This window comes from Gallibacter intestinalis (assembly GCF_014982745.1).
GTDB lineage: Bacteria > Bacillota > Clostridia > Peptostreptococcales > Anaerovoracaceae > Gallibacter > Gallibacter intestinalis.
The window spans coordinates 30,585-56,379 of sequence record NZ_JADCKA010000003.1; the positions used below are offsets into that span (position 1 = coordinate 30,585).

General features: G+C 40.3%; 23 protein-coding genes and 1 pseudogene. 17 read left to right on the forward strand and 7 right to left on the reverse strand.

The window, feature by feature from the left end; genetic code table 11:
* Positions 1 to 37: 37 nt before the first annotated feature.
* Both nifJ and INF20_RS02815 read left to right on the forward strand, forming a co-directional pair.
* Positions 38 to 3,559, forward strand: coding sequence for a pyruvate:ferredoxin (flavodoxin) oxidoreductase (nifJ, locus tag INF20_RS02810; RefSeq protein WP_226384877.1), 3,522 nt, complete (start codon positions 38 to 40; stop codon positions 3,557 to 3,559).
* A 602-nt stretch (positions 3,560 to 4,161) separates the two neighbouring features.
* Positions 4,162 to 4,638: a YbaK/EbsC family protein gene (locus tag INF20_RS02815; protein WP_226384878.1), complete on the forward strand. Its 477-nt coding sequence runs from the start codon at positions 4,162 to 4,164 to the stop codon at positions 4,636 to 4,638.
* A 67-nt stretch (positions 4,639 to 4,705) separates the two neighbouring features.
* Here INF20_RS02815 and INF20_RS02820 read toward each other — a convergent pair whose 3' ends face one another.
* Together INF20_RS02820 and INF20_RS02825 are read right to left on the reverse strand one after the other, a co-directional pair.
* Positions 4,706 to 6,136, reverse strand: a complete 1,431-nt coding sequence (locus tag INF20_RS02820) for a citrate/2-methylcitrate synthase (RefSeq protein ID WP_404812916.1) — start codon at positions 6,134 to 6,136, stop codon at positions 4,706 to 4,708.
* Positions 6,137 to 6,238: 102 nt separating this feature from the next.
* Complete coding sequence (locus INF20_RS02825; protein WP_226384880.1) at positions 6,239 to 7,738, reverse strand: Mur ligase family protein; 1,500 nt, start codon at positions 7,736 to 7,738, stop codon at positions 6,239 to 6,241.
* Between the two features lie 156 nt (positions 7,739 to 7,894).
* On the opposite strand from INF20_RS02825, the gene INF20_RS02830 reads away from it, so the two are divergent.
* The 11 genes from INF20_RS02830 (at position 7,895) to INF20_RS02880 (ending at position 19,667) form a co-directional block, all read left to right on the forward strand.
* Positions 7,895 to 9,490 (forward strand): DUF975 family protein, encoded by a 1,596-nt coding sequence (locus INF20_RS02830; RefSeq protein WP_226384881.1) that lies wholly within the window; start codon positions 7,895 to 7,897, stop codon positions 9,488 to 9,490.
* Positions 9,491 to 9,664: 174 nt separating this feature from the next.
* Entirely contained in the window at positions 9,665 to 10,054 is a 390-nt protein-coding gene (locus INF20_RS02835; protein ID WP_226384882.1) for a YbaN family protein, read from the forward strand.
* A complete protein-coding gene (locus INF20_RS02840; RefSeq protein WP_226384968.1) occupies positions 10,050 to 10,415 on the forward strand; it encodes a nitrous oxide-stimulated promoter family protein in 366 nt (121 codons plus the stop codon). The genes INF20_RS02835 and INF20_RS02840 overlap by 5 nt, the downstream gene beginning before the upstream one ends.
* A complete protein-coding gene (locus tag INF20_RS02845) occupies positions 10,408 to 12,156 on the forward strand; it encodes an ABC transporter ATP-binding protein/permease (protein WP_226384883.1) in 1,749 nt (582 codons plus the stop codon). Before INF20_RS02840 ends, INF20_RS02845 begins: the two co-directional genes overlap by 8 nt.
* On the forward strand, positions 12,137 to 13,789 hold the full coding sequence (locus tag INF20_RS02850; RefSeq protein ID WP_226384884.1) for an amino acid ABC transporter ATP-binding/permease protein: 1,653 nt from the start codon (positions 12,137 to 12,139) through the stop codon (positions 13,787 to 13,789). The genes INF20_RS02845 and INF20_RS02850 overlap by 20 nt, the downstream gene beginning before the upstream one ends.
* Complete coding sequence (locus tag INF20_RS02855; protein WP_226384885.1) at positions 13,789 to 14,568, forward strand: MarR family transcriptional regulator; 780 nt, start codon at positions 13,789 to 13,791, stop codon at positions 14,566 to 14,568. The genes INF20_RS02850 and INF20_RS02855 overlap by 1 nt, the downstream gene beginning before the upstream one ends.
* A 221-nt stretch (positions 14,569 to 14,789) precedes the next feature.
* Positions 14,790 to 16,175, forward strand: a complete 1,386-nt coding sequence (locus tag INF20_RS02860) for an NEAT domain-containing protein (RefSeq protein ID WP_226384886.1) — start codon at positions 14,790 to 14,792, stop codon at positions 16,173 to 16,175.
* A gap of 31 nt (positions 16,176 to 16,206) precedes the next feature.
* Positions 16,207 to 16,998 carry a heme-binding Shp domain-containing protein gene (locus tag INF20_RS02865; RefSeq protein WP_226384887.1) on the forward strand — a complete coding sequence of 264 codons (792 nt, stop codon included), beginning with the start codon at positions 16,207 to 16,209 and terminating at the stop codon, positions 16,996 to 16,998.
* Positions 16,995 to 17,891, forward strand: coding sequence for a heme ABC transporter substrate-binding protein IsdE (gene isdE / locus INF20_RS02870; RefSeq protein ID WP_226384888.1), 897 nt, complete (start codon positions 16,995 to 16,997; stop codon positions 17,889 to 17,891). Before INF20_RS02865 ends, isdE begins: the two co-directional genes overlap by 4 nt.
* Before the next feature lie 50 nt (positions 17,892 to 17,941).
* Positions 17,942 to 18,898, forward strand: coding sequence for a FecCD family ABC transporter permease (locus tag INF20_RS02875; RefSeq protein ID WP_226384889.1), 957 nt, complete (start codon positions 17,942 to 17,944; stop codon positions 18,896 to 18,898).
* Complete coding sequence (locus INF20_RS02880; RefSeq protein ID WP_226384890.1) at positions 18,888 to 19,667, forward strand: ABC transporter ATP-binding protein; 780 nt, start codon at positions 18,888 to 18,890, stop codon at positions 19,665 to 19,667. Before INF20_RS02875 ends, INF20_RS02880 begins: the two co-directional genes overlap by 11 nt.
* Positions 19,668 to 19,752: 85 nt before the next feature.
* Here INF20_RS02880 and INF20_RS02885 read toward each other — a convergent pair whose 3' ends face one another.
* Positions 19,753 to 20,112, reverse strand: coding sequence for a metal-dependent transcriptional regulator (locus INF20_RS02885; protein ID WP_226384969.1), 360 nt, complete (start codon positions 20,110 to 20,112; stop codon positions 19,753 to 19,755).
* 176 nt (positions 20,113 to 20,288) lie between these two features.
* Between INF20_RS02885 and INF20_RS02890 the strand changes: the two genes are divergently transcribed.
* Entirely contained in the window at positions 20,289 to 21,380 is a 1,092-nt protein-coding gene (locus INF20_RS02890) for an ornithine cyclodeaminase family domain (protein ID WP_226384891.1), read from the forward strand.
* Positions 21,381 to 21,449: 69 nt separating this feature from the next.
* Here INF20_RS02890 and INF20_RS02895 read toward each other — a convergent pair whose 3' ends face one another.
* The 4 genes from INF20_RS02895 to INF20_RS02910 form a co-directional block, all read right to left on the reverse strand.
* Positions 21,450 to 22,145 (reverse strand): carboxymuconolactone decarboxylase family protein, encoded by a 696-nt coding sequence (locus tag INF20_RS02895; protein ID WP_226384892.1) that lies wholly within the window; start codon positions 22,143 to 22,145, stop codon positions 21,450 to 21,452.
* Positions 22,146 to 22,172: 27 nt separating this feature from the next.
* Positions 22,173 to 22,610: a cupin domain-containing protein gene (locus INF20_RS02900; RefSeq protein WP_226384893.1), complete on the reverse strand. Its 438-nt coding sequence runs from the start codon at positions 22,608 to 22,610 to the stop codon at positions 22,173 to 22,175.
* Positions 22,607 to 22,960, reverse strand: a complete 354-nt coding sequence (locus INF20_RS02905) for a MerR family transcriptional regulator (RefSeq protein ID WP_226384894.1) — start codon at positions 22,958 to 22,960, stop codon at positions 22,607 to 22,609. The genes INF20_RS02900 and INF20_RS02905 overlap by 4 nt, the downstream gene beginning before the upstream one ends.
* 109 nt (positions 22,961 to 23,069) lie before the next feature.
* Positions 23,070 to 23,954, reverse strand: a complete 885-nt coding sequence (locus INF20_RS02910; protein ID WP_226384895.1) for a LysR family transcriptional regulator — start codon at positions 23,952 to 23,954, stop codon at positions 23,070 to 23,072.
* Between the two features lie 216 nt (positions 23,955 to 24,170).
* On the opposite strand from INF20_RS02910, the gene INF20_RS02915 reads away from it, so the two are divergent.
* The 3 genes and pseudogenes from INF20_RS02915 (at position 24,171) to INF20_RS02925 (ending at position 25,606) form a co-directional block, all read left to right on the forward strand.
* A complete protein-coding gene (locus INF20_RS02915) occupies positions 24,171 to 24,662 on the forward strand; it encodes a cyclophilin-like fold protein (protein ID WP_226384896.1) in 492 nt (163 codons plus the stop codon).
* 8 nt (positions 24,663 to 24,670) lie between these two features.
* Positions 24,671 to 24,931: a hypothetical protein gene (locus tag INF20_RS02920; protein WP_226384897.1), complete on the forward strand. Its 261-nt coding sequence runs from the start codon at positions 24,671 to 24,673 to the stop codon at positions 24,929 to 24,931.
* A gap of 25 nt (positions 24,932 to 24,956) precedes the next feature.
* Positions 24,957 to 25,606: pseudogene (locus tag INF20_RS02925) on the forward strand (aldo/keto reductase).
* Positions 25,607 to 25,795 lie beyond the last annotated feature (189 nt).

Genomic DNA, 25,795 nt, shown 5'->3' on the forward strand with positions numbered 1-25,795 from the left:
AAAATCAAAGGTTTTTCATGAGAAAATGGAGGGTAATATGTCACAGAAAAAAATGAAAACAATGGACGGAAATACCGCTGCCGCGTACGTGTCATACGCGTTTACCGATGTAGCAGCGATATATCCGATTACACCGTCTTCCCCTATGGCAGAAGTTGTAGATGACATGGCGGCGCACGGTGAAAAGAATATTTTCGGCCAGAAGGTTAAAGTGGTAGAAATGCAGTCTGAAGGAGGCGCAGCCGGAGCCGTTCACGGATCCCTGGCAGCAGGTGCTCTGACAACTACTTATACAGCGTCTCAGGGACTTCTTCTCATGATACCTAACATGTATAAGATCGCAGGTGAACTCCTTCCTGGAGTATTCCATGTAACTGCAAGAACTCTGGCTACACATGCTCTGTGTATCTTCGGTGACCACGGCGATGTAATGGCTACAAGACAGACAGGCTTTGCGCTGCTGTGCTCATCTTCCGTTCAGGAAGTTATGGACCTGGCAGGTGTGGCTCATCTGTCAGCAATTAAAGGAAGAGTTCCTTTCCTTCATTTCTTCGACGGTTTCAGAACTTCTCACGAAATCCAGAAGATTGAAGTTATCGACCATGAAGATTTTGCAAAGCTAGTTGATATGGATGCGGTACAGAGATTCAGAGATAACGCTCTCAATCCTGAACATCCTGTTATCAGAGGTACAGCTCAGAACCCTGATATCTTCTTCCAGGCAAAGGAAGCTTGCAAGCCATACTATGAAGCACTTCCAAAGGTTGTTGAAGAGTACATGGATGAAATTGGCAAGTTGACAGGAAGACACTACAAGCTCTTCGATTATGTAGGTGCACCTGATGCGGAAAACATCATTATCGCAATGGGTTCAGTATGTGAAACAATAGAAGAAACTCTTGGAGTTCTTTTGGCTAAAGGTGAAAAGCTCGGTCTGATCAAAGTAAGACTTTACAGACCTTGGGCTCCTGAATATCTTAAGGCTGTTATGCCAGCTACAGTTAAGAAGATTGCTGTACTTGACAGATCCGAAGAACCTGGAGCAATGGGCTCACCTCTTTACATGGATGTTAAAACAATGTACAGCGATGAAGATAATGCTCCTGAAATCGTAGGAGGCGTTTATGGTCTCGGTTCTAAAGATACAACTCCTGGACAGATTGTGGCTGTATATGAAAATCTCAAGCAGGCTCAGCCTAAGAACCAGTTTACTATCGGTATCGTAGATGACCTTAACGGAACTTCTCTTGAAACAGTTAAGATTGCTACAGAACCTGAAGGAACAGTAAGATGCAAATTCTGGGGTCTTGGTTCAGACGGTACTGTTGGTGCTAATAAGCAGGCTATCAAGATTATCGGTGACAATACAGATATGTATGCTCAGGGATACTTCTCCTATGACTCCAAGAAGTCAGGTGGTATCACAGTATCTCACTTGAGATTCGGTAAGAACAAGATTCAGTCAACTTACCTTATTACTGAAGCGGACTTTATCGCATGCCACAACCAGGCATATGTACACCAGTATGATCTGCTTAAGGGACTTAAGAAGGGCGGTACATTCGTTCTTAACTGCGTATGGAGCGAAGCAGAACTTGAAGAACATCTGCCTGCTTCCATGAAGAGATACATTGCTGAAAACGATATAAACTTCTATATCATAGATGCTACAGACATCGCTCAGGAAATCGGTCTGGGCAACAGAATCAATATGATTATGCAGTCTGCATTCTTTAAACTGGCAAATGTTATTCCAGTAGAAGAAGCAACAGGCTACCTGAAGGATTCCATCGTTAAGACATATGGCAAGAAGGGTGAAAACATCGTTAAGATGAATCAGGATGCCGTAGATAAGGGAATAACTAACCTGCACAAGGTAGAAATACCTGCTGCATGGAAGGATGCAAAGGACGCTGCTACAGAAGACAAGAAGCTGCCTGAATTCATAGAAAAAGTTCTGGTTCCAATGAACAGACAGGAAGGCGACGATCTGCCAGTAAGCGTATTTGCAGACAGAGCAGATGGTACTTTCCCATCTGGAACAGCCGCTTACGAAAAGAGAGGCGTTGCAGTAGATGTACCTGTATGGGATGCTACTAAGTGTATCCAGTGTAACCAGTGTTCATTTGTATGTCCTCACGCAGCAATCAGACCTGTTCTGGTAAGCGCTGATGAAAAGGCTGCTGCTCCTGCCGGATTTGAAACAGTTCAGGCTAAGGGCAAAGGCTTTGAAGAATACGAATACAGAATGCAGGTATCACCGCTTGACTGTCTTGGATGCGGCAACTGCGCAGACATTTGTCCTGCTCCAGAAAAGGCGCTTAAGATGGTACCTCTGGGAGATGCTCTTGGCGATGCTCCTAACTGGGAATACGCTATGCAGCTTCCAATCAGAGATGATATTACACCAAAGACATCCGTTAAGGGTTCACAGTTTGCTAAGCCATATTTTGAATTCTCAGGCGCATGCGCAGGCTGCGGAGAAACTCCTTATATCAAGGTTGTAACTCAGCTGTTCGGCGACAGAATGATGATTGCCAACGCAACAGGATGTTCATCCATCTGGGGAGCTTCAGCACCTTCAATGCCATATACTACAGATGCAAACGGCAGAGGTCCTTCTTGGGCAAACTCACTGTTCGAAGATAATGCGGAATACGGTCTTGGTATGGCTTCCGGTGTTGCTCAGATGAGAAACAAAATTTCTGAGTCTATGGAAGAGCTGGTTGCAAAAACTTCAGATGCAGATGTAAAGGCAGCATGCGAAGCCTGGATGGCAAATAAGGAAAACGGAGCTGAATCCAGAAAGTACAGCGATGCGGTAATGGCTGCTCTGGAAAAGGCAAACTTCAGCGGAGAAGAAGCGCAGCTGGCAAAGGCCATCGAAGATAAGAAAGACTTCCTGGTTAAGAAGTCCATCTGGTGTGTAGGTGGAGACGGCTGGTCATACGATATCGGTTACGGTGGTCTGGACCACGTTCTGGCATCCGGAGAAGATATCAATGTACTGGTATTCGATACAGAAGTTTACTCCAACACAGGCGGACAGGCTTCAAAGGCAACACCTACATCTGCCATTGCTAAGTTTGCAGCATCTGGTAAGAAGACAAAGAAGAAGGATCTGGGTATGATGGCTATGAGCTATGGTTATGTATATGTAGCTCAGGTTGGTATGGGAGCCGACAAGAACCAGTTCATGAAGGCTATCCAGGAAGCAGAAGCTTACCACGGACCATCCCTGATCATCTGCTATGCTCCATGTATCAACCATGGTATAAAGAAGGGCATGGGCAAATCTCAGGAAAATATCGCAGATGCGGTTAACAGCGGATACTGGCAGCTGTACAGATTCAATCCTGAACTGGCAGCAGAAGGCAAGAATCCGTTCAGCTTGGATTCCAAGGAGCCTACAGCAGACTTCAGAGAATTCATCATGGGACAGGTAAGATACAACTCCCTGGTTAAGGAATTCCCTGATGCAGCAGAAGCTCTCTTTGAAAAGCTGGAAGCAGAAGCAAAGGAAAGATACGAAAAGTACAAGAAGCTGGCTGAAAACTAATATTTACAGTTAGCATGACTGGACGATAATAAAGACGCGGCATCGATAATGGGTGCCGCGTCTTTTACAGTAGGGAGAAGGGAAGGAGCGTTTGCAATTTAAAAACGCTTTCGTGCACAATAGTGGACATCTGTTGACAAAATATGACTAAAATGTTATAATGCACATACAATAAAAGCAATACAGATGAATAAGCATTCGGCTTATAAACTAGCTTTCTTTCTTATTCACATTTCATATACCTAAGAGCTGTGCGGGGATAATCTTCGAACAGCTTTTTGGTTTTTTGATGACTTGACACAATTTGCTTAAAGCAAATTGATGTAAGTAACATACAGAAATTGTAACGTAAAAGACAGGCTCAAGAGCCTGTCTTTTTACGATTTGATTTGAAAAGATGTACGTTGTTATACGATTGGTTTTATACAAATGACTTAAGGATTTAACTACAATATTAATATAGCAAATATTATGTGTAGTGTCAACAAAAAAATATAAAAATAATTGTGAAATATGATAAATAAGTTGTGGGGCGATTGCAAAAAGCCGGTCTGACATATATAATGATTGTTGTATTCTAATAAATATAACAGGAGAGAAAAATGGCTATAGAAAAAGTAAGAGAATATTTTAAAACTCTGGGTATCGAGGATAGAATTAAGGAATTTGATGTTTCCAGTGCTACAGTTGAACTGGCGGCAGAGGCAGTTGGAACGGAACCGGCAAGAATATGCAAGACGCTTTCATTTAAGAAGCCAGAGGGCGGTTGCATACTGATTCAGACTGCAGGAGATACTAAGATAAAAAACCAGAAATTTAAACAGAAATTCGGATTTAAAGCAAAGATGCTGACTCCGGATGAGGTTATTGAATATACAGGACATGCCATAGGTGGTGTCTGTGCCTTTGCCATCGAAAGAGACGATGTGGATGTATATGCAGATGAAAGCATGAAGAGATTTGAAACTGTATTTCCGGCATGCGGAAGCAGCAACAGTGCAATAGAATTCACATGCGATGAGCTCTTTGAAGTGTCAAAGGCCAAAGAATGGATTGATGTCTGCGATATAGCAGAATAAACGGATACAAAAAGATATGACTTAAAAAAGATGGTTACTGGTTGGTAACCATCTTTTTGATGTCAGTTTATTTCGTTCTGTTTAAAAAGTCCTTTAGACTGAACGGTTCCCTCTTTGAAAGAGGAACGAATTCCTTCTTTTCCGCTACACTCATATATGCCGGACGGATGAGCTTGTTGCCTGAAGATAACTCTTCAATACGGTGAGCTGCCCATCCTGAAAGCCTTGCCAGTGCAAATAAAGGCGTTGCAATATCATGAGGGATGTTTAGCAGCGTATATACGAGACCGGAGTAAAGGTCCACATTGGCGCACATGGTTTTTCTTGTGCCGTGAACCTGTTCGTAAAGTTCTTCAGTTCTTTCTTCAATATATTCGCATAGCAGATAATCATCCACATGATCAGTGTTTTCTGCAAGTTTTTTAGCAAGTCCCTTCAAGAGAACGGCTCTCGGGTCGGATAAAGTGTATACCGCATGACCCATACCGTAGATAAGTCCGCTTTTGTCATTTGCCTGTTTTTTAAGAACCTTTATCAGATATTCATCTACAGCCTTATGATCATTTATATCTTTTACATTGGCCTTAAGATCCTTAATCATCTTAATAACCTGGATGTTTGCTCCGCCGTGTTTAGGACCCTTGAGAGCGCCTATGCCGGCCGATATAGCTGAATATGTATCGGTGCCGGAGGATGATACCAAGTGAATTGTAAATGCCGAGTTATTACCGCCACCGTGTTCTGCATGAAGCACAAGGCAAATGTCGAGACATTTAGCTTCCAAATCAGTATATTTTCCGTGTGGTCTGAGCATGCGGAGAATGTTTTCTGCAGTGCTCAGCTCAGGCAGCGGATTTCTTATATGAAGTGTTTTATTGTCAAAATATGAACTTTTTGCCTGATAAGCATAAGCCAGCAGTGCTGGGAAATATCCTATCAGGTCAATGGACTGACGCAGGACATTGGTGATGCTGGTGTCGTCCGGATTTTCATCATAACAGTAAAGAGCCAGTACAGAACGAGCTAGTTTGTTCATAATGCTTCTGGATGGAGTGGTCAGTATCATATCTCTGGCAAAATCCGGAGGAAGCTCTCTTTTTTTAGAAATGTATTCTTTGAAGCTGTTTAACTGGCTTTTTGTAGGAAGTTCACCGAATATCAAAAGATATGTAACTTCTTCAAAGCCGAATCTATCTTCGGCTATGTAGCTTTTAACAAGATCCTGTATTTCGTATCCCCTGTAATATAATTTACCCTTTATAGGAACCTTATTTTTATTTTCGTCTATTTTATATCCTTCAACAGCACCTATATTTGTGAGACCAACCAGTACACCTGTACCGTTTGAATTACGCAGCCCTCGCTTTACATCGTACTTTTTGTAGAGGGAGGAGTCGATATAGTTGATGGTCTCAAGCTGCTGAGACATAGTCTCCAGGAATGATTTTGGGATATTTGATGGTGTCTTTTCTCCCGGAGTTATTTTGCTTTTAAATATTCTAAACAAGTGTGGTAACCTCCTTTCAAAGGTCGAATCGCTATTTGCCTATTGTATCACACTAAAGTGAAAAATTATATCCTATGTATCCGTTAGGAAATGCTATATCTCTCTTAGATATTTTTGAGCCAGCTGAGCATCGGAAAGGCATTTAACATATCCGTCACCGATTGCCTGATCTGTTTCTGGACCTTTGCCGGCCAAAGCGACTACGGCAGGTTTGGACGCCTTTGTGATGGCCGCCTTGGCGGCTTCTTCTCTGTCAGGAATTATTTCGTAAGGTATATCCGATGGTATATGCTGTGCAATCTGCTGACATATATCTTCAACCTTTTCGTGGGCGGGATCGTCAGCGGTAAGGATTATTCTGTCCGCAAAACGACCGGCAGTTTCGCCTAGCTCTCTGCGTCTTCCGAAGGCTTTATCTCCTGCAGAGCCAAACAGGACGGTTAACTGTCTGTCGGGATATTCGGATTTCAGCGAAGAAAGAAGCTTTTCCATACTGAAACCGTTGTGAGCGTAATCAACTACACATATAACGCTTTCGTCATCGGAAGCAAATATCTCCATACGGCCGTCAGGCTTGACATTGTAGATGCCTTCCTTGATGTATTCCATAGGAATTTCATTTTTAAAGGAAGCGACAATTGCCGCTGCTGCATTTTCCACATTAAACAAGCCGGCCATGGAAATTCTGAACTCTTCGTCAAAATCTCTTGACTGAATTTTGAAAACTGTATCTCTGCCGTCCTTGCCGATATCGTAAATGAAAAAATCGGCTTCCCTGCGAGAGGAACTGAAGGTATAGACTTCAGGTGTATCACAGGCTGCATTTAATATTCTGTCTATGTGATCTGCATCAAGATTGATTACCGTTTTGTCGGACATGGCAAACATCTTAAGCTTTGAGTTGAGATAATCATCAAAATCCGGATGCTCGTGAGGACTTATGTGGTCTTCACTTATATTCAGGAATATGGACATATTAAATCTCATTCCCGTAACTCTGTCGTATTTTAAGCCTTGGGATGATACTTCCATGCAAAGGCGCGTAACTCCGTTATCGACACACCCTCTTAATATATGCTGCAGTTCAACGGCTTCGGGAGTCGTCCTTCTTGAAGGTACAGTTTTAATGCCGTCGCATACGGACACTGTGGATACAAGTCCGCTTTGCACCTTTCCTAAAGCCTTCATATATGTGTCTGCGATTCCTTTAATAAAAAAGGCAGTGGTGGTTTTACCCTTTGTTCCTCCGATGGCTGTAACGTTCATTTCCTTCCAAGGCTCCCCGTCATAAAAATTTGCCAAGAGAGCCATGGACTTTCTTATGTTATTTACAATAAGTCGTGGAACACCGTTAACGGATTGATACTCTTTTTCGCTTACATAAAAAGCAGCCCCCTGTGAGACGGCTTGGGACAGATATTCCTCTTTAAAGGCAGCACCTTTACAGATAAATAGGGTACCTTCTGTAACTTCCCGTGAGTCGTAAGTTAAAAATTCGACAAGCTTATCTTCTGCTCCAAAGGATATAAAGCTTTCTAGAAGATTTGCATCCTGCAGGAGCTTCGCATATTGTGATATGGTATATCGTTCCATATGGATTCCTTTCATATTTGTTTTCAGATGGGTATATTATATCAGAAAAAGCTTAAAAGTAGGAGATGTGCTGTTAAATTTCAACAAAAGTGATGAGAAATGAACATATATAGTGTATAATTAACAAATGTTGTTGTTTGTGAGGGGATAAATCTTATGTGGACAAGAAAGGCATTAAAGAAAGACGCAAGGAAAAATTTAAAAAATAATTATTGGAGACTGCTTGGCGTTAGCCTCCTTATAGCCTTTGTATTAGGCGGCATGAAGATGGAAGCGGATGTAGCCACTGTAACTGAGGTTGGTAACCAGCTGGCTGCAAACAGATTTGCATCTGTATCAAATGTACAGGTCGTTGACCAGTTTATGCATGTAACTATACAAAGCAGTGGGGATAGAGGCAGTGCTTTGTTAGAATATGCAGGTGAAAAATATACGCCTACAAAGGGTGTTTTTGCACATATTTATAACAATGTAACCCAAGAGAAATCATTTATCTATGGGTTTTTAAATGCTGTCAACAATATGGCATTTAAAGACAGGATAGGACAAGGTATTATAATCTTTGTCGGAGCGGGACTTTCTTTATGTTTCAGCTTCTTTATAGTAAACGTGTTGATAGTCGGGCAATGTCGATTTGTACTTGAAAGCCGGACATATTACGACTGTAAAATAGGAAGACTGACGTTTCCATGGCGCGTGGGCAGATGGAAAAAGACTGCTATGGTCATGATGCGCAGGAGCATATATACATACCTTTGGGATCTTACGATTATCGGCGGAATAATAAAGAGATATTCATATAAGATGATTCCGTATATAATGGCGGAAAATCCAGATGTTACTGCCAAAGAAGCCTTTATGATGTCAAGAGACATGATGAATGGCAATAAATTTAAGGCATTTAAGATAGATGTGTCGATGGCAGGCTGGTATATACTCAGCTTTTTAACACTGGGAGCGGTCAGATGGTTTTTCCTAAATCCGTATTTAGATACGATTTATGCTGAATTGTATCTGGAATTGAGAAAGGAAGCAATCGAAGAAAAAGCTTCTTATGCGGAATACTTTAATGACCCTATGCTGTGCGTTGAAACATCTCTGACTGAGTACCCTGTGGAAATGCATCCGTTATACAGGGAAACGACAAAGCAGTGGCTCAAATTGGATTATCACAGGAGATATTCATTATCTTCGATGATACTTATGTTTTTCACTTTTTCCATGATTGGATGGATATGGGAGGTTTCCCTAAGACTGCTTAATTACGGTGAATTCGTAAATAGGGGAACTTTACATGGACCGTGGCTTCCGATATACGGTGCAGGTGGCGTGCTTATAGTTGTACTCTTGAGAAAACTGGCTGATAAACCGATATTGCTATTTATAGGAGCTGTGGTTGTATGCGGTGTTGTTGAATATACAACATCATGGTTCCTGTGGGAACATTTTCACATGAAATGGTGGGATTACAGCGGATATTTCCTTAATCTTCACGGCAGGATATGCGCGGAAGGCTTATTTGTATTTGGTCTCGGAGGATGTGGCTTCATATATATATTGGCGCCTTTGTGCGATGAAATATATAAGCATATACCGAAGAGAGTAAAAACTGGCTTGTGTGCGATTTTGTTAACAGCGTTTTTAATTGATGGTATTTACTCTGCAGGTCATCCTAATGAAGGAAAGGGAGTTACAGATTACGGAATGGTTGAGAAGTCGCAGGAAATATATACGGCAAGTATAATTGAATAACGCAAATAGGCGATAGAATAGTGGGCAGAAGACATCTTGTCTTTTGCCTGCTTTTTTTTATGCGATTGAACAAAGAAATGATAGGTTGACAGTGAATAAGAGAAATGATATTTTTAAATAGGTTAGTTAGTCTAAACTAATATGCGGCTGAACTCAACACGGAAAGGAATAAAAATGAAAAAGACAGTGAATATTCTATGGTTAATACTGGGGTGGTTAAGCCTTGCCATTGGAAGCATAGGGGTAGTATTGCCGGTACTACCGACTACACCTTTTTTGCTTGTGGCTTCCTTTTCCTTTGCCAAGGGCTCTGATAGATTTCACCGGTGGTTCACAGGGACAAAGTTATATAAAAAACACCTTGAAAATTTTGTCACTGACAGGGCGATGACATTAAAAACTAAATTTGGAATCCTTCTTCCTGCATCTGCAATGCTGATTATTGCGATGCTGCTGGTTCCAAGCATCCATTTCAGAATCTTTATCGTATTTCTAATCATTTTCAAGTATGTATATTTTTCTACAAAAATTAAAACTATAAAAGGAGCAGTTGAAGTTGATTAGTAAGCCAGATGCGAAAAGAGAAAAGGAAAAGCGCATTATAGAATTGATGATAAATCTGTACTGTTCGGGAAATCATAGAAAAGAGCAGCGAGGCGATAAGAGTAGACAAGGATTATGCAATGAATGCGATGATCTTCTCATGTATGCGAAGGAGAGGATAGATAAATGTCCCTTTGCTGAGACAAAGACCTTTTGCAGTAGCTGTAAGGTGCATTGCTATAAGTCGCAGATGAGAGAACAGATTCGGCGTGTTATGAAATATGCGGGCCCGAGAATGATGCTGTATCACCCTATATTAGCTGTAAAGCATGTAGCGGATACCATAAAAAATAAAAGACGAGGAAAGATGTTAAATGATTAAAAGGGAATTAATCAGATTTATGAAAGGCGCCGGAAAATATATAGTTGCCGGCGTTTGGTGGCAATGGGCGGCTCTGCTTTGTCAGATAGTCGTTGTTTTTGTGTTGGCGATAATTATACAAGGAACTTGGCAAGGGAATATACGGACTGAACAAATTTTGTGGATGATTGCAGTTGCGGTAGCTTTTATGATTGCAAAGGCTGTTTGCGACCGATTGAGCGCAGGTGTGTCGTATCAGGCCAGTGAAGAGGTAAAGCTACGACTCAGAGGGAAAATTTTTGAAAAAATACTCGCCTTAGGTACTTCATATAGAGATAAGACATCCACTGCAGAGCTTCTGCAGCTTTCGGTGGAAGGTGTGGAACAGTTGGAAATATATTACGGAAGGTATCTTCCTCAATTGTTTTATAGTTTACTGGCACCGTTGACGTTGTTTGTGGTGCTTTCTCAGGTGAGCCTAAAAAGTGCGGCTATACTTTTAGTCTGTGTTCCTCTTATACCGATTTCCATAGTTCTGGTGCAGAAAATAGCTAAAAAACTTTTAAAAAAGTATTGGGGTGTTTATACGCAATTGGGAGACAGCTTCCTTGAAAATCTACAAGGACTTACAACCTTAAAAATATATAAAAGTGATGGTTATGCCAGCGATAAGATGGACAGAGAAGCGGAAAATTTCAGAAAGATAACCATGCGTGTTTTGGTTATGCAGCTTAACTCCATAAGCGTTATGGATATAGTTGCATATGCCGGAGCCGGAGCAGGGATTATTTGTGCGTTATTACAGTTTTCTGCAGGAAATTTGCAACTGGCAGAAATGATTATAATTGTGCTGTTGGCAGCAGAGTTTTTTATTCCTTTAAGACTTCTGGGATCTTTTTTTCATATTGCGATGAACGGGATGGCAGCCAGTGATAAAATATTTGCTTTTCTCAAAACTGATACAGAAAAGAATTGTGGCACACAGAATATTGAAGGAAGTGTAGATATAACCATAAGAAATCTTGGATTTGCCTACGATAAAGATCGAAAAATTCTGGATGGTGTTTCTATGGATATTCATTCGGGGCAGTTCGTTTCTCTAGTGGGCCTTTCGGGAAGCGGTAAAAGTACAATTGCCGCATTGATTGCAGGTAAATTTAGTGGATATGAAGGAGATATAAAAATAAGCGGAAAAGATCTAAACGATATTTCCGAAGTGTCTCTTATGGATTCTATTGTTACAGTAGGATATAATAGCTTCATTTTTGGAGGAAGCGTCCGTGAAAATCTGACTATGGCAAAAAAAGACGCATCTGAAAGTGAGATGATATCTGTTTTGCAAAAGGTAAAATTATGGGATTTTTTACAGAAAGAAAATGGCTTGGATACAAAGATAACAGAGCAGGGAAGCAACTTGTCTGGAGGGCAGAGACAGAGGCTAGCTTTAGCAAGAGCATTGCTCAAAGATGCAGAAATGTACATTTTCGATGAAGCATCGTCTAATATCGATGTGGAAAGTGAAAAGGTAATTATGGATATGATAAAAAATCTTGCGAAAAGTAAAACGGTATTGTCCATTTCTCACAGAATGGCAAATGCAGTGGATTCCGATGTTATATATGTTATAGAAAACGGCAAAATTATAGAAAAGGGAAATCATTTGTCTCTGTTGAAAGATAAAGGCAGATATGCAGAAATATATACAAAACAAGAAAAAATGTGTGCAAAATGGGAGAACTCAGATGAGAAGAAGCAGTATTAAAATAATGGCGCAGCTCATAGGCTTAGTTAAGCCACTTATACATATTATGATTGCGGCAGTGCTACTGGGTGTGGCAGGTTTTATCTGTGCCATAGGAGTGACGGTATTGCCGGCATTTGCGATTGCCGATGTCTTGGGATACGAGTATATTGAATGGAAGATAGCTATAGCCCTTATAATTGTAGCAGCGGTTCTGAGAGGTTTGCTTCATTATGGTGAGCAAGCTTGCAATCATTACATAGCCTTTAAATTGTTGGCACTTATAAGGCATAAGGTGTTTACTGCGCTTAGAAAACTTGCCCCCGCAAAAATGGAGGGGAAGAAAAAGGGCGAACTTATTGCGGTGTTAACATCTGATATAGAATTGCTAGAAGTTTTTTATGCTCATACCATTTCACCTATAGCGATAGCGATATTGACAAGTGCTATTATGTTGGCGGTTCTTTCTACTTTCGGGGCGGTACCAGTAGTCGTTGCGGCGATTGGATATATATGCGTAGGAGTTATAATTCCGCTTATGGTAGGCAAAAAAGGTGCAGGGACCGGGATGTCATATAGAAATGATTTTGCAGAGTTGAATTCTGTTGTTTTTGATAATCTCAGGGGAATAGATGAAATTTTGCAGTATGGCTACGGAAAAGAAAGTTATGACAGAATAAAAGAAGGTGAAGTTAAGCTGAATTGCTCTTCTAAAAAACTTAAGCTATTGGAAGGTAGGCAGAAAGCGATAACCGGTTTTGCAATTATGTTGTTTACTTTCATAATGTTACTGACATGCTTTGCGACGTATAAAAATGGTATCATGGGAATAGATGAGACACTGATTTCCACAGTAATCATGACTGCTTCCTTCGGTCCAGTAACCGCTTTATCTAATCTATCAAACAATTTAACTCAAACTTTGGCGGCAGGTGAAAGGGTGCTTTCAGTTCTAGAAGAAGAACCTCAGGTATATGATGTTACGGATAAAGAAATAGCAGAATTCGGAGAAGTCACTGTAGATAATCTTTCCTTTGGATATGATGAAGAAAAGATATTACAGGATATAAATTTTAGATTTGAAAAAGGGAAAATAACCGGTATTCTAGGAAAAAGCGGATGCGGCAAATCCACTCTGTTGAAACTATTAATGAGATTTTGGGAAGCTGAAAGCGGCAGCATAACGATTAACGAAAGAAACTTAAACGATATAAACACCAATCAGCTGCGAGATATGCAGTCTTATGTGACTCAAGAAACTTGGATTTTTAATGACACCATAAAAGATAATATTGCAGTGGCAAAACCTAAGGCGTCGTTGGAAGAAATAAAAAAGGCTGCAGAGAAGGCAGGGCTTGGTGGATTTATAGCAAATCTGCCAAAGGGATACGATACTGTTACAGGAGAGCTCGGCGAAGGACTTTCCGGCGGTGAACGACAGAGGATAGGTATAGCAAGGGCGTTTTTACATAACAGTCCAATGATGCTGTTGGATGAACCAACCAGTAATTTAGATGCTCTTCACGAAAGCTATATCATGGATTCTCTAGCATCGGCAGCAGAAGAAAAAACAGTTGTTTTGGTGTCCCATCGCGAATCTACAATGGGCATAGCAGATAAAGTATTTGAAATGAAAAGGGAAAGGAGTTCCTAATGACTGAGATAAAGGGACTTCTTGCAGGACAGATATTGCTATGCTATATGAATATGGATGAACGAGAATTGAATGTTACATCCTTGGCTAGAACCTTGGGAGTGGATAAGTATGCCGTGAGCAGAGCCCTTAGCCGTATGGAAAAGGAAGGCCTTGTAAACAAGAATAATCCGAGGAAGCCGATTCTTACGACAACCGGTTGGGAAAGGGCAAAGCGGTTTAATGAAAAAATGAATATAGCCATGTCATTTTTGATGGAAAATGGCGGTGTATATAAAGGAATAGATGAAGATGCTATATCCATGGCATTGGCGTTATCTGATGAAGTGCTTAAAAGAATGATAGGGCAGCGAAAAGCTCTCACGAAAAAGGCTATTGATAGAGATGTCATAGAGGGATATTCGCTGCAAAAATACTTTGAAGACGGCACATATATGACGGATATTTCTCTGATTGATATAAAACGGAGAACGAAAAAAACTGGCAGCGGCAGATCATATATTAAGTTATCGGCCGGGCGTGGCATGATATATGTGGATACAACAATATTTGAATCGACAAAAGCCTATAAAGCGAATAGCAAGCCGATTAAAATCAAATACACATCATCTCACGGAGAATCAAATTATGAAGTGATGCGCATGGGAAAGGTTATATATTTTCCTGTGGATGAGGTACAATTTGCTTGCTTTAATGATATCAGAATTTTACTAGGAGATATCATCATGGAAATAGGCAAAGAAAAGATGATTCTGCAAATGATTGTGAGATATATGTAGCAATGTGCAACAATTTTTAAATGTAAATAATGTTTAAATATAAAGCGAAAACGGGATTGTTAGGTTTATCTAACAATCTCGTTGCGCTTGTGCAATAAAAGTGTCGTTGAAAACGGAAATATCAATTGATAGACTTTTTTACGGAAAGAAGATTTAATTGATAATATGTTAGTTTAAAGTAACTAACATAAAAAGATTAATTTACGAAAAGGAGAGAAAATATGGTAAAGAGCAAACGAGGAAGCAGAACTCTGGCCATTGCCGTTATAGCAGCGATGATTATGTCATTGTTTGCGGCATTTCCGGGTTTTGCCAGAGCGCAGGAAACATTGGATAAGGATAACTTAAAAGATGGAACATATGAAGTCAGTGTGGCGCTGTGGAATGAAACTAAAGATCAGGCATCCATGGCTGCAAGCACTATAGGAGAGACTGCGACTATTGAAGTAAAAGAGGGAACGGCTTCAATGACAATCCAGGCGTTAAAGGCAAAAATAATGGGATTTGATGCTCAGCTTCAGGGAATGAAGGTATTTGAAGGAACATCTACAGCAGAAGGTCAGAATAATACAGAGGCAGTGGCAGGTGAAGCTGACGAAAACGGCACTACCCCGTACACATTTACAATGCCTCACATGGATGAATATATTTATGTAAGTGTAAATCCGGGTAAGCCAATGAACGCATGGATGGGTGCAAGAATAAAAGTGAATTGGAATACGCTTAAGCTTATAGAAGAAGCTACAGAACCGGGCACAGATCCTGGAGACCAGACTAACCCAGGTGAAGGCGAAGGAACAGAAACAGGAGGAGAAGGAACAGATCAAGAAAAGCCTGAGACACCTTCCGTAGATAAAAGTGGACTTCAGAGTGCATACGATGCAGTCGCAGCTATGACACAGGGTAATTACACCGCTGATTCATGGGCTGATTTTGTATCAGCAAGAGATGCAGCCAAAGCAATCTTAGACAATAAGGATGCGACGGCAGACCAGGTTACAAAGGCTATAAAAGACCTACAGACAGCAAAGGATGCTTTGGCATATGATAACATTCTAAACCTGGCAGATGGTACATACAAAGTGCCTGTAAAGCTCTGGCATGAAACAAAAGACCAGGCTTCAATGGCGGCCTCTTCAGTATTGCCTGAAGCTATGATAACAGTTTCCGGCAAAGATATAAAAATGAATATCTATACACAGCCTATGACTATGGGAACTATCACCGCTTCCCTGCAGACTCTTAAAGTTGAGAATGGAACTGGTGGTTATACTGATGCTGATATTGTAGGTAGAAGCTCATCTGGAGACCCTAATGAATTTTCATTTGCACTTCCTCATGCAAAAGAATATATAAATGTACTGGTAAACCCTAAAGTAGCTATCATGGGCAACACAGACATAGGAGCGAGACTTAAAGTGGATTACTCATCTATTGCAAAGGTTGAAAATGCTGAAAGCGATATTAACGCAAATGCAACAGCTACAGCAACTACAACAGCAACACCTAACTCTCCAAAGACAGGAGATGAAGCACCGATGGCACTTCTTGCAACTCTTATGCTGCTTTCAGGTGGAATAGGAGTATATGCATACAGAAAAAGATAGTAGTAAAGGAAATAGAAAAGGGAATTGAAAGATGTTAAGAGAAAAAAATAAGACCGGCCATGGCTTTTTACTCTTAATCGTTCTGGCAGTCGTTGCCGCCATTTGGGCGGCGACGGCTGTTCATGTATCAGCTCTAGAAAATGGAGCATACCTGGTAGGGAGAACAACATCCTATGCGGATCCGAGAACTGGACAAACCGTTGATGGAGGTACGGATATTGCGTTAGGTGATAGCATGTGCGCTTCCATAATACAGGACGATGTGCTTATAGAAAAAGTTGATGGCACCACATATGTTACTCTTGGTCTGGGATTGGCTTCCAACATAGATCAAAGCAGCATAAAAATATATACGGAACAGTCAGACGGCTCGCTTAAGTCAATGCCTTTGACTCATACGGGAAGCTGCACAAGAGATGGCGATACCTGCAACCATTATAGGTTTCAGATGAATGATACGGATAAGCTGATAAGCGTGGCTATGTTTGTTACACCTATGGGAAGGGAAGTACAGTTTTTCTGCGATTTGGACATGAACTCCGCAACGCCTGGAACGGGCAATTATGCAAGCGAAATGGTGGCTGCAGCTGAGGAAGAAGCAAAGGCAGAAGCAGAAGCACAGGCACAGGATGAGGAAGAAGCAAAGGCAAAGGCTGAAGCTGAACAGGCTGAAAAAGAAGCTGAGGAAAAAGCTAAAGCTGAAGCCGAAAAGGAAGCGAAGCAAGCTAAAAAGAATAAGATTATCATAGGAGTTGTGACAGGCGTTGTGATTCTTGCAGCAGCAAGCGGCGGCTTTTATGTATACAGGAGAAAGAGAAAATGATAACAGGTATAAAGAAGGTTACAGCAGCAGTTTTGGCGGCTGTGATGCTTATGTGCACAATATCTCTTACCGGATGCGGTGGAAGTGACAGCTCCTCAGCAAAAGAAGGACAGTATAACAGGATAGCGGCAACATCGGTTGCAACCTGTGAAATCTTAGACAAGTTGGAAGTCGACGGAGTTGTTGGCGTGCCTCATACAGACAGCTATGAGCTTCCTGAAAGATATAAAGGAGCAACAGAATTGGGAGGAGCAATGTCACCGGATATGGAGATTTTAGCATCATTAGAACCTGACATAGTGCTTACTCCTAATTCACTGGAAGGCTATCTCAAGGAACAGTATGATAACGCAGGCATAGAAAGCTATTTCCTGGATCTGAAAAGCGTAGAGGGCATGTATAACAGCATAACAGAACTGGGGAAAATGCTTAATAAGGAAGATAAAGCAGATGAACTTGTGGCAGAATATGAAAAAATCATAAGCGGTATTAAAAAGAAAAATGAGGGAAAAGAAGCGCCGGACGTATTGATTTTAATGGGATTACCAGGTTCATATGTGGTAGCAACGGAAAGCAGCTATGTTGGCAATCTCGTTAAGCTTGCAGGAGGAAATAATGTATACGGAGATGGTGACGGCCAGGACTTTTTAAATGTTAACCCAGAAGATATGCTTGTTAAAGACCCGGATATTATCCTTAGAACTTCTCATGCTATGCCGGAGCAGGTGATGGAGATGTTTGACAGAGAATTTAAAGACGATGATATATGGTCACATTTCAGAGCCGTTGAAGAAAACCAGGTATATGATTTGGATAATGAGTATTTTGGAATGAGTGCAACATTTAGATACAAAGAAGCTCTGGAAAAGTTAGAACCAATTCTTTTTCAGTAGTTGCTGAGAAGGCGGAAAAAATCGGTTTACATTGACAGGAGGAGTATGACTTGGAGAGAAGAAAGAAAAAAGCTATAGGTGCATTTGCAGTCACAGGACTTTTGCTTATAGCTACGATATTATTTTCCATAAATACAGGAAGTCTGTCCATTAGCGGAGCAAATATTGACATAATCATGGACTTAAGGATACCAAGAATACTGATTTCCATTGTTGGAGGTGCTGGTATTGCGGTGTCGGGGGTGCTTTTACAAGCGGTGATGAAAAATCCACTGGCAGACCCTGGCATACTTGGTATAAGTGCAGGTTCTTCTCTTTCTGCGATACTGATTACAGGGTTAGTACCTTCCATGTATTTTCTTACTCCGATATTTTCTTTTATCGGTGGTGTTGTGGCATGTTTTTTAGTGTATACGCTATCGTGGAAGGATGGTCTTAGTGCATTTAGGATAATTCTTGTTGGTATTACTATAAATACAGTGTTTGTGGCACTTATAGATTGTGCAGAATCTCTTATGGGAGGCAACAATGCATTGGCATCCTTTACGGAATCCAGATTGAGCATGAAGGGCTGGGATGATTTTTACATGTTGTTGACCTATTCGGTGGTATTTGTAGTTCTAGGTGTACTGCTTGCTTCGCGATGTGATCTGTTGGCATTGGAAGACAGGACAGTGGGCTCCTTGGGTATAAATGTTACGGCATTGAGAATTAAAGTTTCAGCGGTTGCTGTATTTTTAGCCGCTATATGCACATCGGTACTTGGAACGGTAAGTTTTTTAGGACTGCTTGCGCCATATATTGGTAGAATGCTGGTGGGAAGCGGACATAAAACTCTCATACCATATTCTATGATAGCTGGAGCACTTTTGATGCTATTGGCTGATACCACGGGAAGGACAATCGCTGCACCGAATGAAATAAGTGCAGCGGTTATTATGGCAGTAATCGGCGGACCATGTTTTATAGTATTGTTGAGGAGGGCATCAGGAAGTTATGGCAGATAATATGAATTGTTTTGAAATAGATAATCTGTCCTTTGCCTACGGAGACAAAAAGGTCATAGATGATTTTAGTGTTCAGATAAAGAAAGGCAGGGTGACAACGATTATGGGCCCGAACGGTAGCGGTAAATCGACTTTGCTTTATCTGATGACAAGGGAACTTAAAGATTATACGGGAAGTATATTGTTGGACGGGCATGATATAAAAGAAATGAAAGGTAAATCTTTTGCCCGTAAGGCAGCAGCGGTTCATCAGTATAATACTGTACCATGGGATATATCGGTGAGAAAGTTAGTTGCTTACGGGCGTATACCCCATAAAAATCTTGCGTTGGGAACCACAACTAAGGAAGATGAAGAGGCGATAGAAACTGCCTTGGAAATCACAGGACTTAAAGAACTTGAAAATCGCGAAGTGGCAAGACTTTCAGGAGGCCAACAGCAACGTGTATGGATTGCTATGGCGCTGGCACAGGAAACAGAAATTTTATTTCTTGATGAACCTACGACATATTTAGATATTAGGTATCAATTGGATATACTGGGACTAGTGCGAGATTTGAATGAAAAAAGAGGGCTTACCGTTATAATGGTGCTTCACGATATAAATCAAGCATTAAGGTACAGCGATGAAGTGATTGCTATGAAAGGTGGAAAAATCCACGCTTCAGGTTGTGTTGCTGAAACGGTAAGCGAAAAAATGATTAAAGAAGTGTATGATGTGAATTGTAAGATGATAGAAGTTGACAATATGCCTTATGTCATCACGTAAAGAGATTAAGGTGAGTATAAAGGCGATTTAAAAACCGCGAAAAGTTTAGTTTCGCGGTTTTTGTGTAACTTTTGGCTCATTATAGTTATAATTTTAGATTTTTTAGGGCATTAAAAGTTTCATCGCTGATCACATGCTCCATAAGGCATGCGTCTTGCGTTGCAACTTCATGAGAAACGCCTATTTTTTCGAGAGCTGCAGTCAGCAGTCTGTGCTTTTCAAGCACGTTTTGAGCTATCTCAAGTCCTTTGTCTTCAAGGGTTATGTAACCGTTTGAATCCATTGAAATATATCCGTTTTCACGAAGATTTTTCATAGCCACGCTTACGCTAGCCTTTGAAAAAGATAATTCGTTGGCTATATCTATGGAACGCACATAACCGTGCTGCTGATGAAGAACAAGTATTGTTTCGAGATAGTCTTCCGATGATTTTAGTATTTTTATGCTAATCACCCACTTTCCTTTGTTTCATTTAGAATATCATATATGGGAGAGTGTGTCGAGTAGGGCGGTGGCGCTTGTCTGTACATCACTCTTTTACTATGATATAATTTCACAGTTAAATATAATAAAAAAGTTGCAGTAGTGCAATAAATTATTGAAAGACAGGAGATATTCTTATGTTCAAGCCAGATAAATATATACATCCGGATTTTTCAAAGGAAATATTTGTGAACGCACCTGAGGCAAAGCTTGAAGCGGCGCCTAAAGATAAGACTGCACCGGAAGGTTATCATGCCATGTCGATTTTCCCAGAATACTTTAAGATAGACGGACAGTGGCTGCTTGCAGAAGAAAGCAGAATGGACTGCGTTCCTGTATACGAAAATGGTAAAATTTTTGTAAGGGAATTCAGAAATCTTAATATGGGAGATTTGGTGGTAATCGGTAGAACTGAAGATGCATCTGAAGGAATTTATGTTCATGAAAATTGTTTTGAAAAGGAAGAAAAAGACGAGATAAATTCCTTTACATTCAGACAGGGAAGAACAAGAGAAACGGGATTTAGCCACGATTATGAACAGCTTGTAGAGCTTCTTAAATACGAAAAGGAAAACGGAGGCTACATTGTATGGACAATGGGCCCTGCATGTTCCTTTGATGTTAAGGCAAGGGAAAATTTTGCTAAATTGATTGACAACGGTTATGTTCAGGCACTTTTGGCAGGCAATGCCCTTGCTACCCACGATTTGGAAGGCGGATATTTGGGTACTGCGCTGGGAGCGGATATAAAAACCCAGATGCCTTATCCTAACGGCCATTATAATCACCTGGATACAATCAATCGCGTGAGATACCACGGCTCAATTGAGAAATTTATAAAAGAAGAAAAAATAGACAGCGGTATTATTGCTGCATGTGTAAGAAATAATGTGCCATTTGTACTGACCGGCTCCATAAGAGATGATGGCCCATTGCCTGAGGTTTTTGGAAACTGCTATGAAGGACAGGACAACATGAGAGCCCATGTGAGAAAGGCTACAACGGTAATAGGAATGGCTTCTGTGCTGCATACCATAGCCACAGGTAATATGACACCTATGTATAGAATGCTTGATGACGGCACCATAAGACCTCTGTATTTTTATATGGTAGACACATCGGAGTTTGCGGCAAACAAGCTCAGCGACAGAGGTAGTCTGACTTCTAAAGGCATTGTGACAAATGTACAGGACTTTATGAGAAATGTGGTTGAAGGTCTTGGACTTTAAAACTAAATAATCGAAAATAAAATGAGCGGAAAGCTGTTAAAGGCTTTACCGCTCTTTTGTTAGGTGGTTTTATTCTTTAGATGCTTTTTCGATGGATGTGATGGCGTTTAAACTTCTTGGATAACCTATATAAGGTAGGCATTGGGAAACGACACGCTTTAGGAAGTCAGCATTATTACCCATGTTCATATTACCTTTAGCATGAGCTATAAGCTGAGGTTCACATCCTCCTTGAGCTGCAAGAAAACAAAAGGTTATCATTTCTCTTTGTGCCAGATCAAGTCCTGTTCTCGTATAGTAATCCCCAAAGCAGTTTGCAGCAAGCCATCTGTTGATATGACCGGCTTTCCATGCATCCTTCATATGTTCGCCGAATATTTCAGCCTGAGCTTCAGCGCCTTTTTCCAGGCGATTTTCTTCGGTTGTAGTTGCTTCACCGTAGGATGCAACAGGAATGTTTTTGCTAGAGAAAATCTCATTTGTAATGTCTAGGAAAGGCCACATTCTGCCCATTCCAAGATAATCAACAGACTGATATACAGTTTCTTTTATAGCTACGGGATTTAATCCATCATCTAGGGCTTTAGGTAATAAATCACGATAAGCCTCCTGCCCACCGCAACCGATAAGAGTTGCAATTATTGCAAGCCATCGTGTTGGGGTATCAAGGCTTTGATCCTTTTCACTTATAACTTCATCAAAAGCAAAATGTTCAAATCTCTCCATAAATTGCGAATCTGTCTTTCTCTTTTCACTAATACTCATTTTGAGTCACTTCCTTTAAATGATATTCTATTTAAGTTTGTTATATGTTTCATCGTCAACGGCTTCTAGCCATTCGTTGCTTGTTTCTTCTCCCGGTACTTCCACGGCGATGTGAGAAAACCAGCTGTCGGCCTTGGCTCCGTGCCAGTGTTTTACTTCCGGTGGAATCGTTATAACTGTTCCCGGTTCTAGACTTACGGCTTCCTTTCCTCCTTCCTGGTACCAGCCGCTGCCAGCAGTGCAAATTAAAAGCTGTCCGCCGCCGCTTTTTGCATGATGAATATGCCAGTTGTTGCGGCATCCAGGTTCAAAGGTTACATTGGCTAAAAACACGGATGTTTCTTTTGGGTCGGTTAGTGGATTTAAATAGGAATTTCCGATAAAGTACTGAGCGTATGCTGAGTTTTCGTTTCCAAGTCCGAAAACATTTACCTTATCAAAGTCATTTTTGTCTGTAATTTTCATTTTGAATGCTCCTTTCTTATGTGGTATCTGAGATAGTCTAATCTTTGTAGTTGTTTTTCGCGAATATGAATATCCCGAAGAACATCGTCTCTTTTTTTATCAAGTATTTTAAGGCGAGATATATCGCTTTGGTTGTCTTCCAGAAGAAGTCTCATGTATGATTCGATTTCATCATTGCTAAAGCCTATGTCATGGAGAGCCATAATTAAACTTAATCTTTCTAAATCGGTATCATCGTATTGCCATTCATCCATAACATTTTTTACAACACCGCAAAGGTTCCATGATTCATAAAGTTTTAGAATTTCGATGGGGGTGTTGTAACGCTCACTGGCTTCATATATGGTCATTTTCTCTCCTTCTTTTACACATTTGCAAAATAAAATAGATGCCGATGGAAACAGTTTTCCTGACATCTATATTTTAGTTCTATGAGTCATGCATGTCTAATGCTTAAGTTTAATCTGTATTCATGCCTGAAATGTATGATCTGGAATAATCTAAAAAGGCCGAAACTGCCGGAGAAAATACCTGTATCTTTTTCCAAGCCAGTACAGTGCCAGAAGTTACTTCTGGATGGAGTGGTATATATTTCAATCCCGGATAATTACATTCCAAGATAGGAGTTATTACTCCTACATTGCCGGCTTTAGCCACCATTGCGAGATTGTAAAGCAGATTCCCTGTGAGGATAAAAGATGCCTCGTCGGCATATTCTCCTAGCCAACTGGTGAATTCATTTTTTACGAGGGTTCGTTGAGGCAATATAAGAGGAAGGCCCTTTACATCGGATGGCGAAATAGTTCCTTTTTTAGCCAGAGGAGAGTCTTCGTTGATAAGAAGACCCCAATGTTCCTTAAAAGGTGTGCGAATAAAATCATATTTTGAAATATCTACCGGCTCTTGAAGCAATCCGATATCCAGTATACCGCTTTCGATTCGTTCTTTAATATTATCTGCGTTACCGCTGTAAATTTCAAATTCCACTAATGGATGCAGCTTTTTAAAGGAAATGATGAGCTCGGCTAAAAAAAGTGAAGTACGCAGCTCGCCGCTGCCTATATTTATTTTTCCTGAAAGATCTTCCTTGCTGTGAGATAGTTCTTCTCTGGTTTTTTCAGAAAGTGTGACTATTTCTTCGGCCCTACGCCTAAGGAGCATTCCCTCTTCGGTAAGGAGTATGTGTTTTTTGTTTCGTATAAAAAGCTTGACGCCGAGTTCTTCTTCCAGTTGCATCAGCTGACGAGAGAGTGTCGGCTGGGTTATATGTAGCAGATTGGCAGCTTTGGTTACGCTTTCTTCTCTGGCAACCATAAGAAAATATTTTAATACTCGTAATTCCATTTTATAGCCTCTCTAATTTAAATAGTAATGTTGACTTAAAGTTTACTTAAAGTTGTATTATTGGAATTGATATAAGTATATCATAAAGAGTTAACAGCAAACAACAATGCCTAAAAAGCATGAAAACATATTTTGCATAGGTATTGGACAGGTAAATTAATATCAACTTATACTGTACTCAGATAAAGAAAGATTGGCTAGATAAGGAGGCAGCTGATGATAATTAAAAAAATAGGAATAATTGCACTGGCGTTATTAATGATTGTATCAGTGGCAGGATGTGCCAGTCAGAACAATAGTGATGATAGTGGATCAGCAAGGCAAATAGAAGAATCTAAACAAATTGATGAAACCGACGATAAGAAAATGATAAGAATAAGTAGCGAGGATGCTTATATAATTTATGAATTAAATGATAGTACGGCAGCTAGACAGTTATATGATCAGTTGCCGCTATTGGTTGAGGTGGATGATTTCAGTACAAATGAAAAAATATTTTATCCAATGGAAGAGTTGGATCCTGAAGATACCCCTTTAGCAGCAGGAGGCATCGGTGTGTTGGCATACTACGCACCGTGGGGAGATGTTGTCTTGTTTTACGATAGTTTTTCGGGAAATGATAGTTTGTTTCAGTTAGGCACTATAGTTGAAGGAGAAGAAGATATATATCGATTGTCAGGAACGATAGAGCTCAAGGTATATGAATAAGAAAGTGAATGGTGAAATCTAACAATGAAGAAAACGGACAGACAGAAATTGAAATGTGTGGTTGCGTTGTACGAGACAAAAGTGCTGATAAATCCAAAGAAAGCGTAAAGTATGCAGCAGCAACAGCTACAAGTAAAACAGTATCCCTGACCGTCTGCAATAATGAAAACACCTTTGGATTTTACAGTTCTAAAACTCCAGAACAAGGAGAACAAAATAAAAAAGAAATAATACTCTATGGCTACATGGTAGGAATAACTGAATGTTGATAAGAAGGGAGAAGGATATTTAAAAATGGAATATATCAAATTAGGAAATACAGATTTAAATGTATCAAGAATATGTATGGGCTGCATGGGCTTTGGAAATGCATCAATAGGGCAGCACAGCTGGACAGTGGATGAAAAACAAACCATTGAAATTGTAAAACATGGCCTTGAAAACGGGATTAACTTCTTTGATACAGCCATAGGTTATCAATCGGGTACAGGGGAACAGTATTTGGGACGAAGTCTTAAAAAACTGGCAAAAAGAGAAGATGTAATAATCGCTACAAAATTTATACCAATGACACAGGAGGAAATCAGTAATGGAGTGAGCGGTCAGCAGCATACAGATTTAAATATAATGCAACTGCAAAACAGGATAGTGCCATCATTGCTAGGGTCGCGGAAATAGCAGATCAGCATGGAGTTTCGATGACAGAAATCTCATTGGCATGGCTTTTGACTAAAGTAACAGCACCTATTGTTGGTGCTACAAAGCCTGAGCATGTAGATGGTGCAGTTAAGGCGGTTGATTTTAAATTGGAGGATGAAGAAATAAAATATCTTGAAGAACTTTATGTGCCTCATAAATTGGTTGGAGTTATGGCGCAGAACACACCGCAGTCTGCGAAGGAAGAACATGTATGGACAACAAATGTAAAAACAAAATTTAATTAATTTGAGTCGGAATTGGGAATATTAAAGACCTTTGTGAAAATTAAAAAAACGTTTGAAAGGATTGCATCTTTGGTACATGATAATAGTGCCAGAGATGCAATTTTTAATGCTTTGGCTGCTTGAAATATTAGGCTCTTCGAACATATGTTTGAGAGTGAACATGTAATATGATATAATATAAAGAATAAT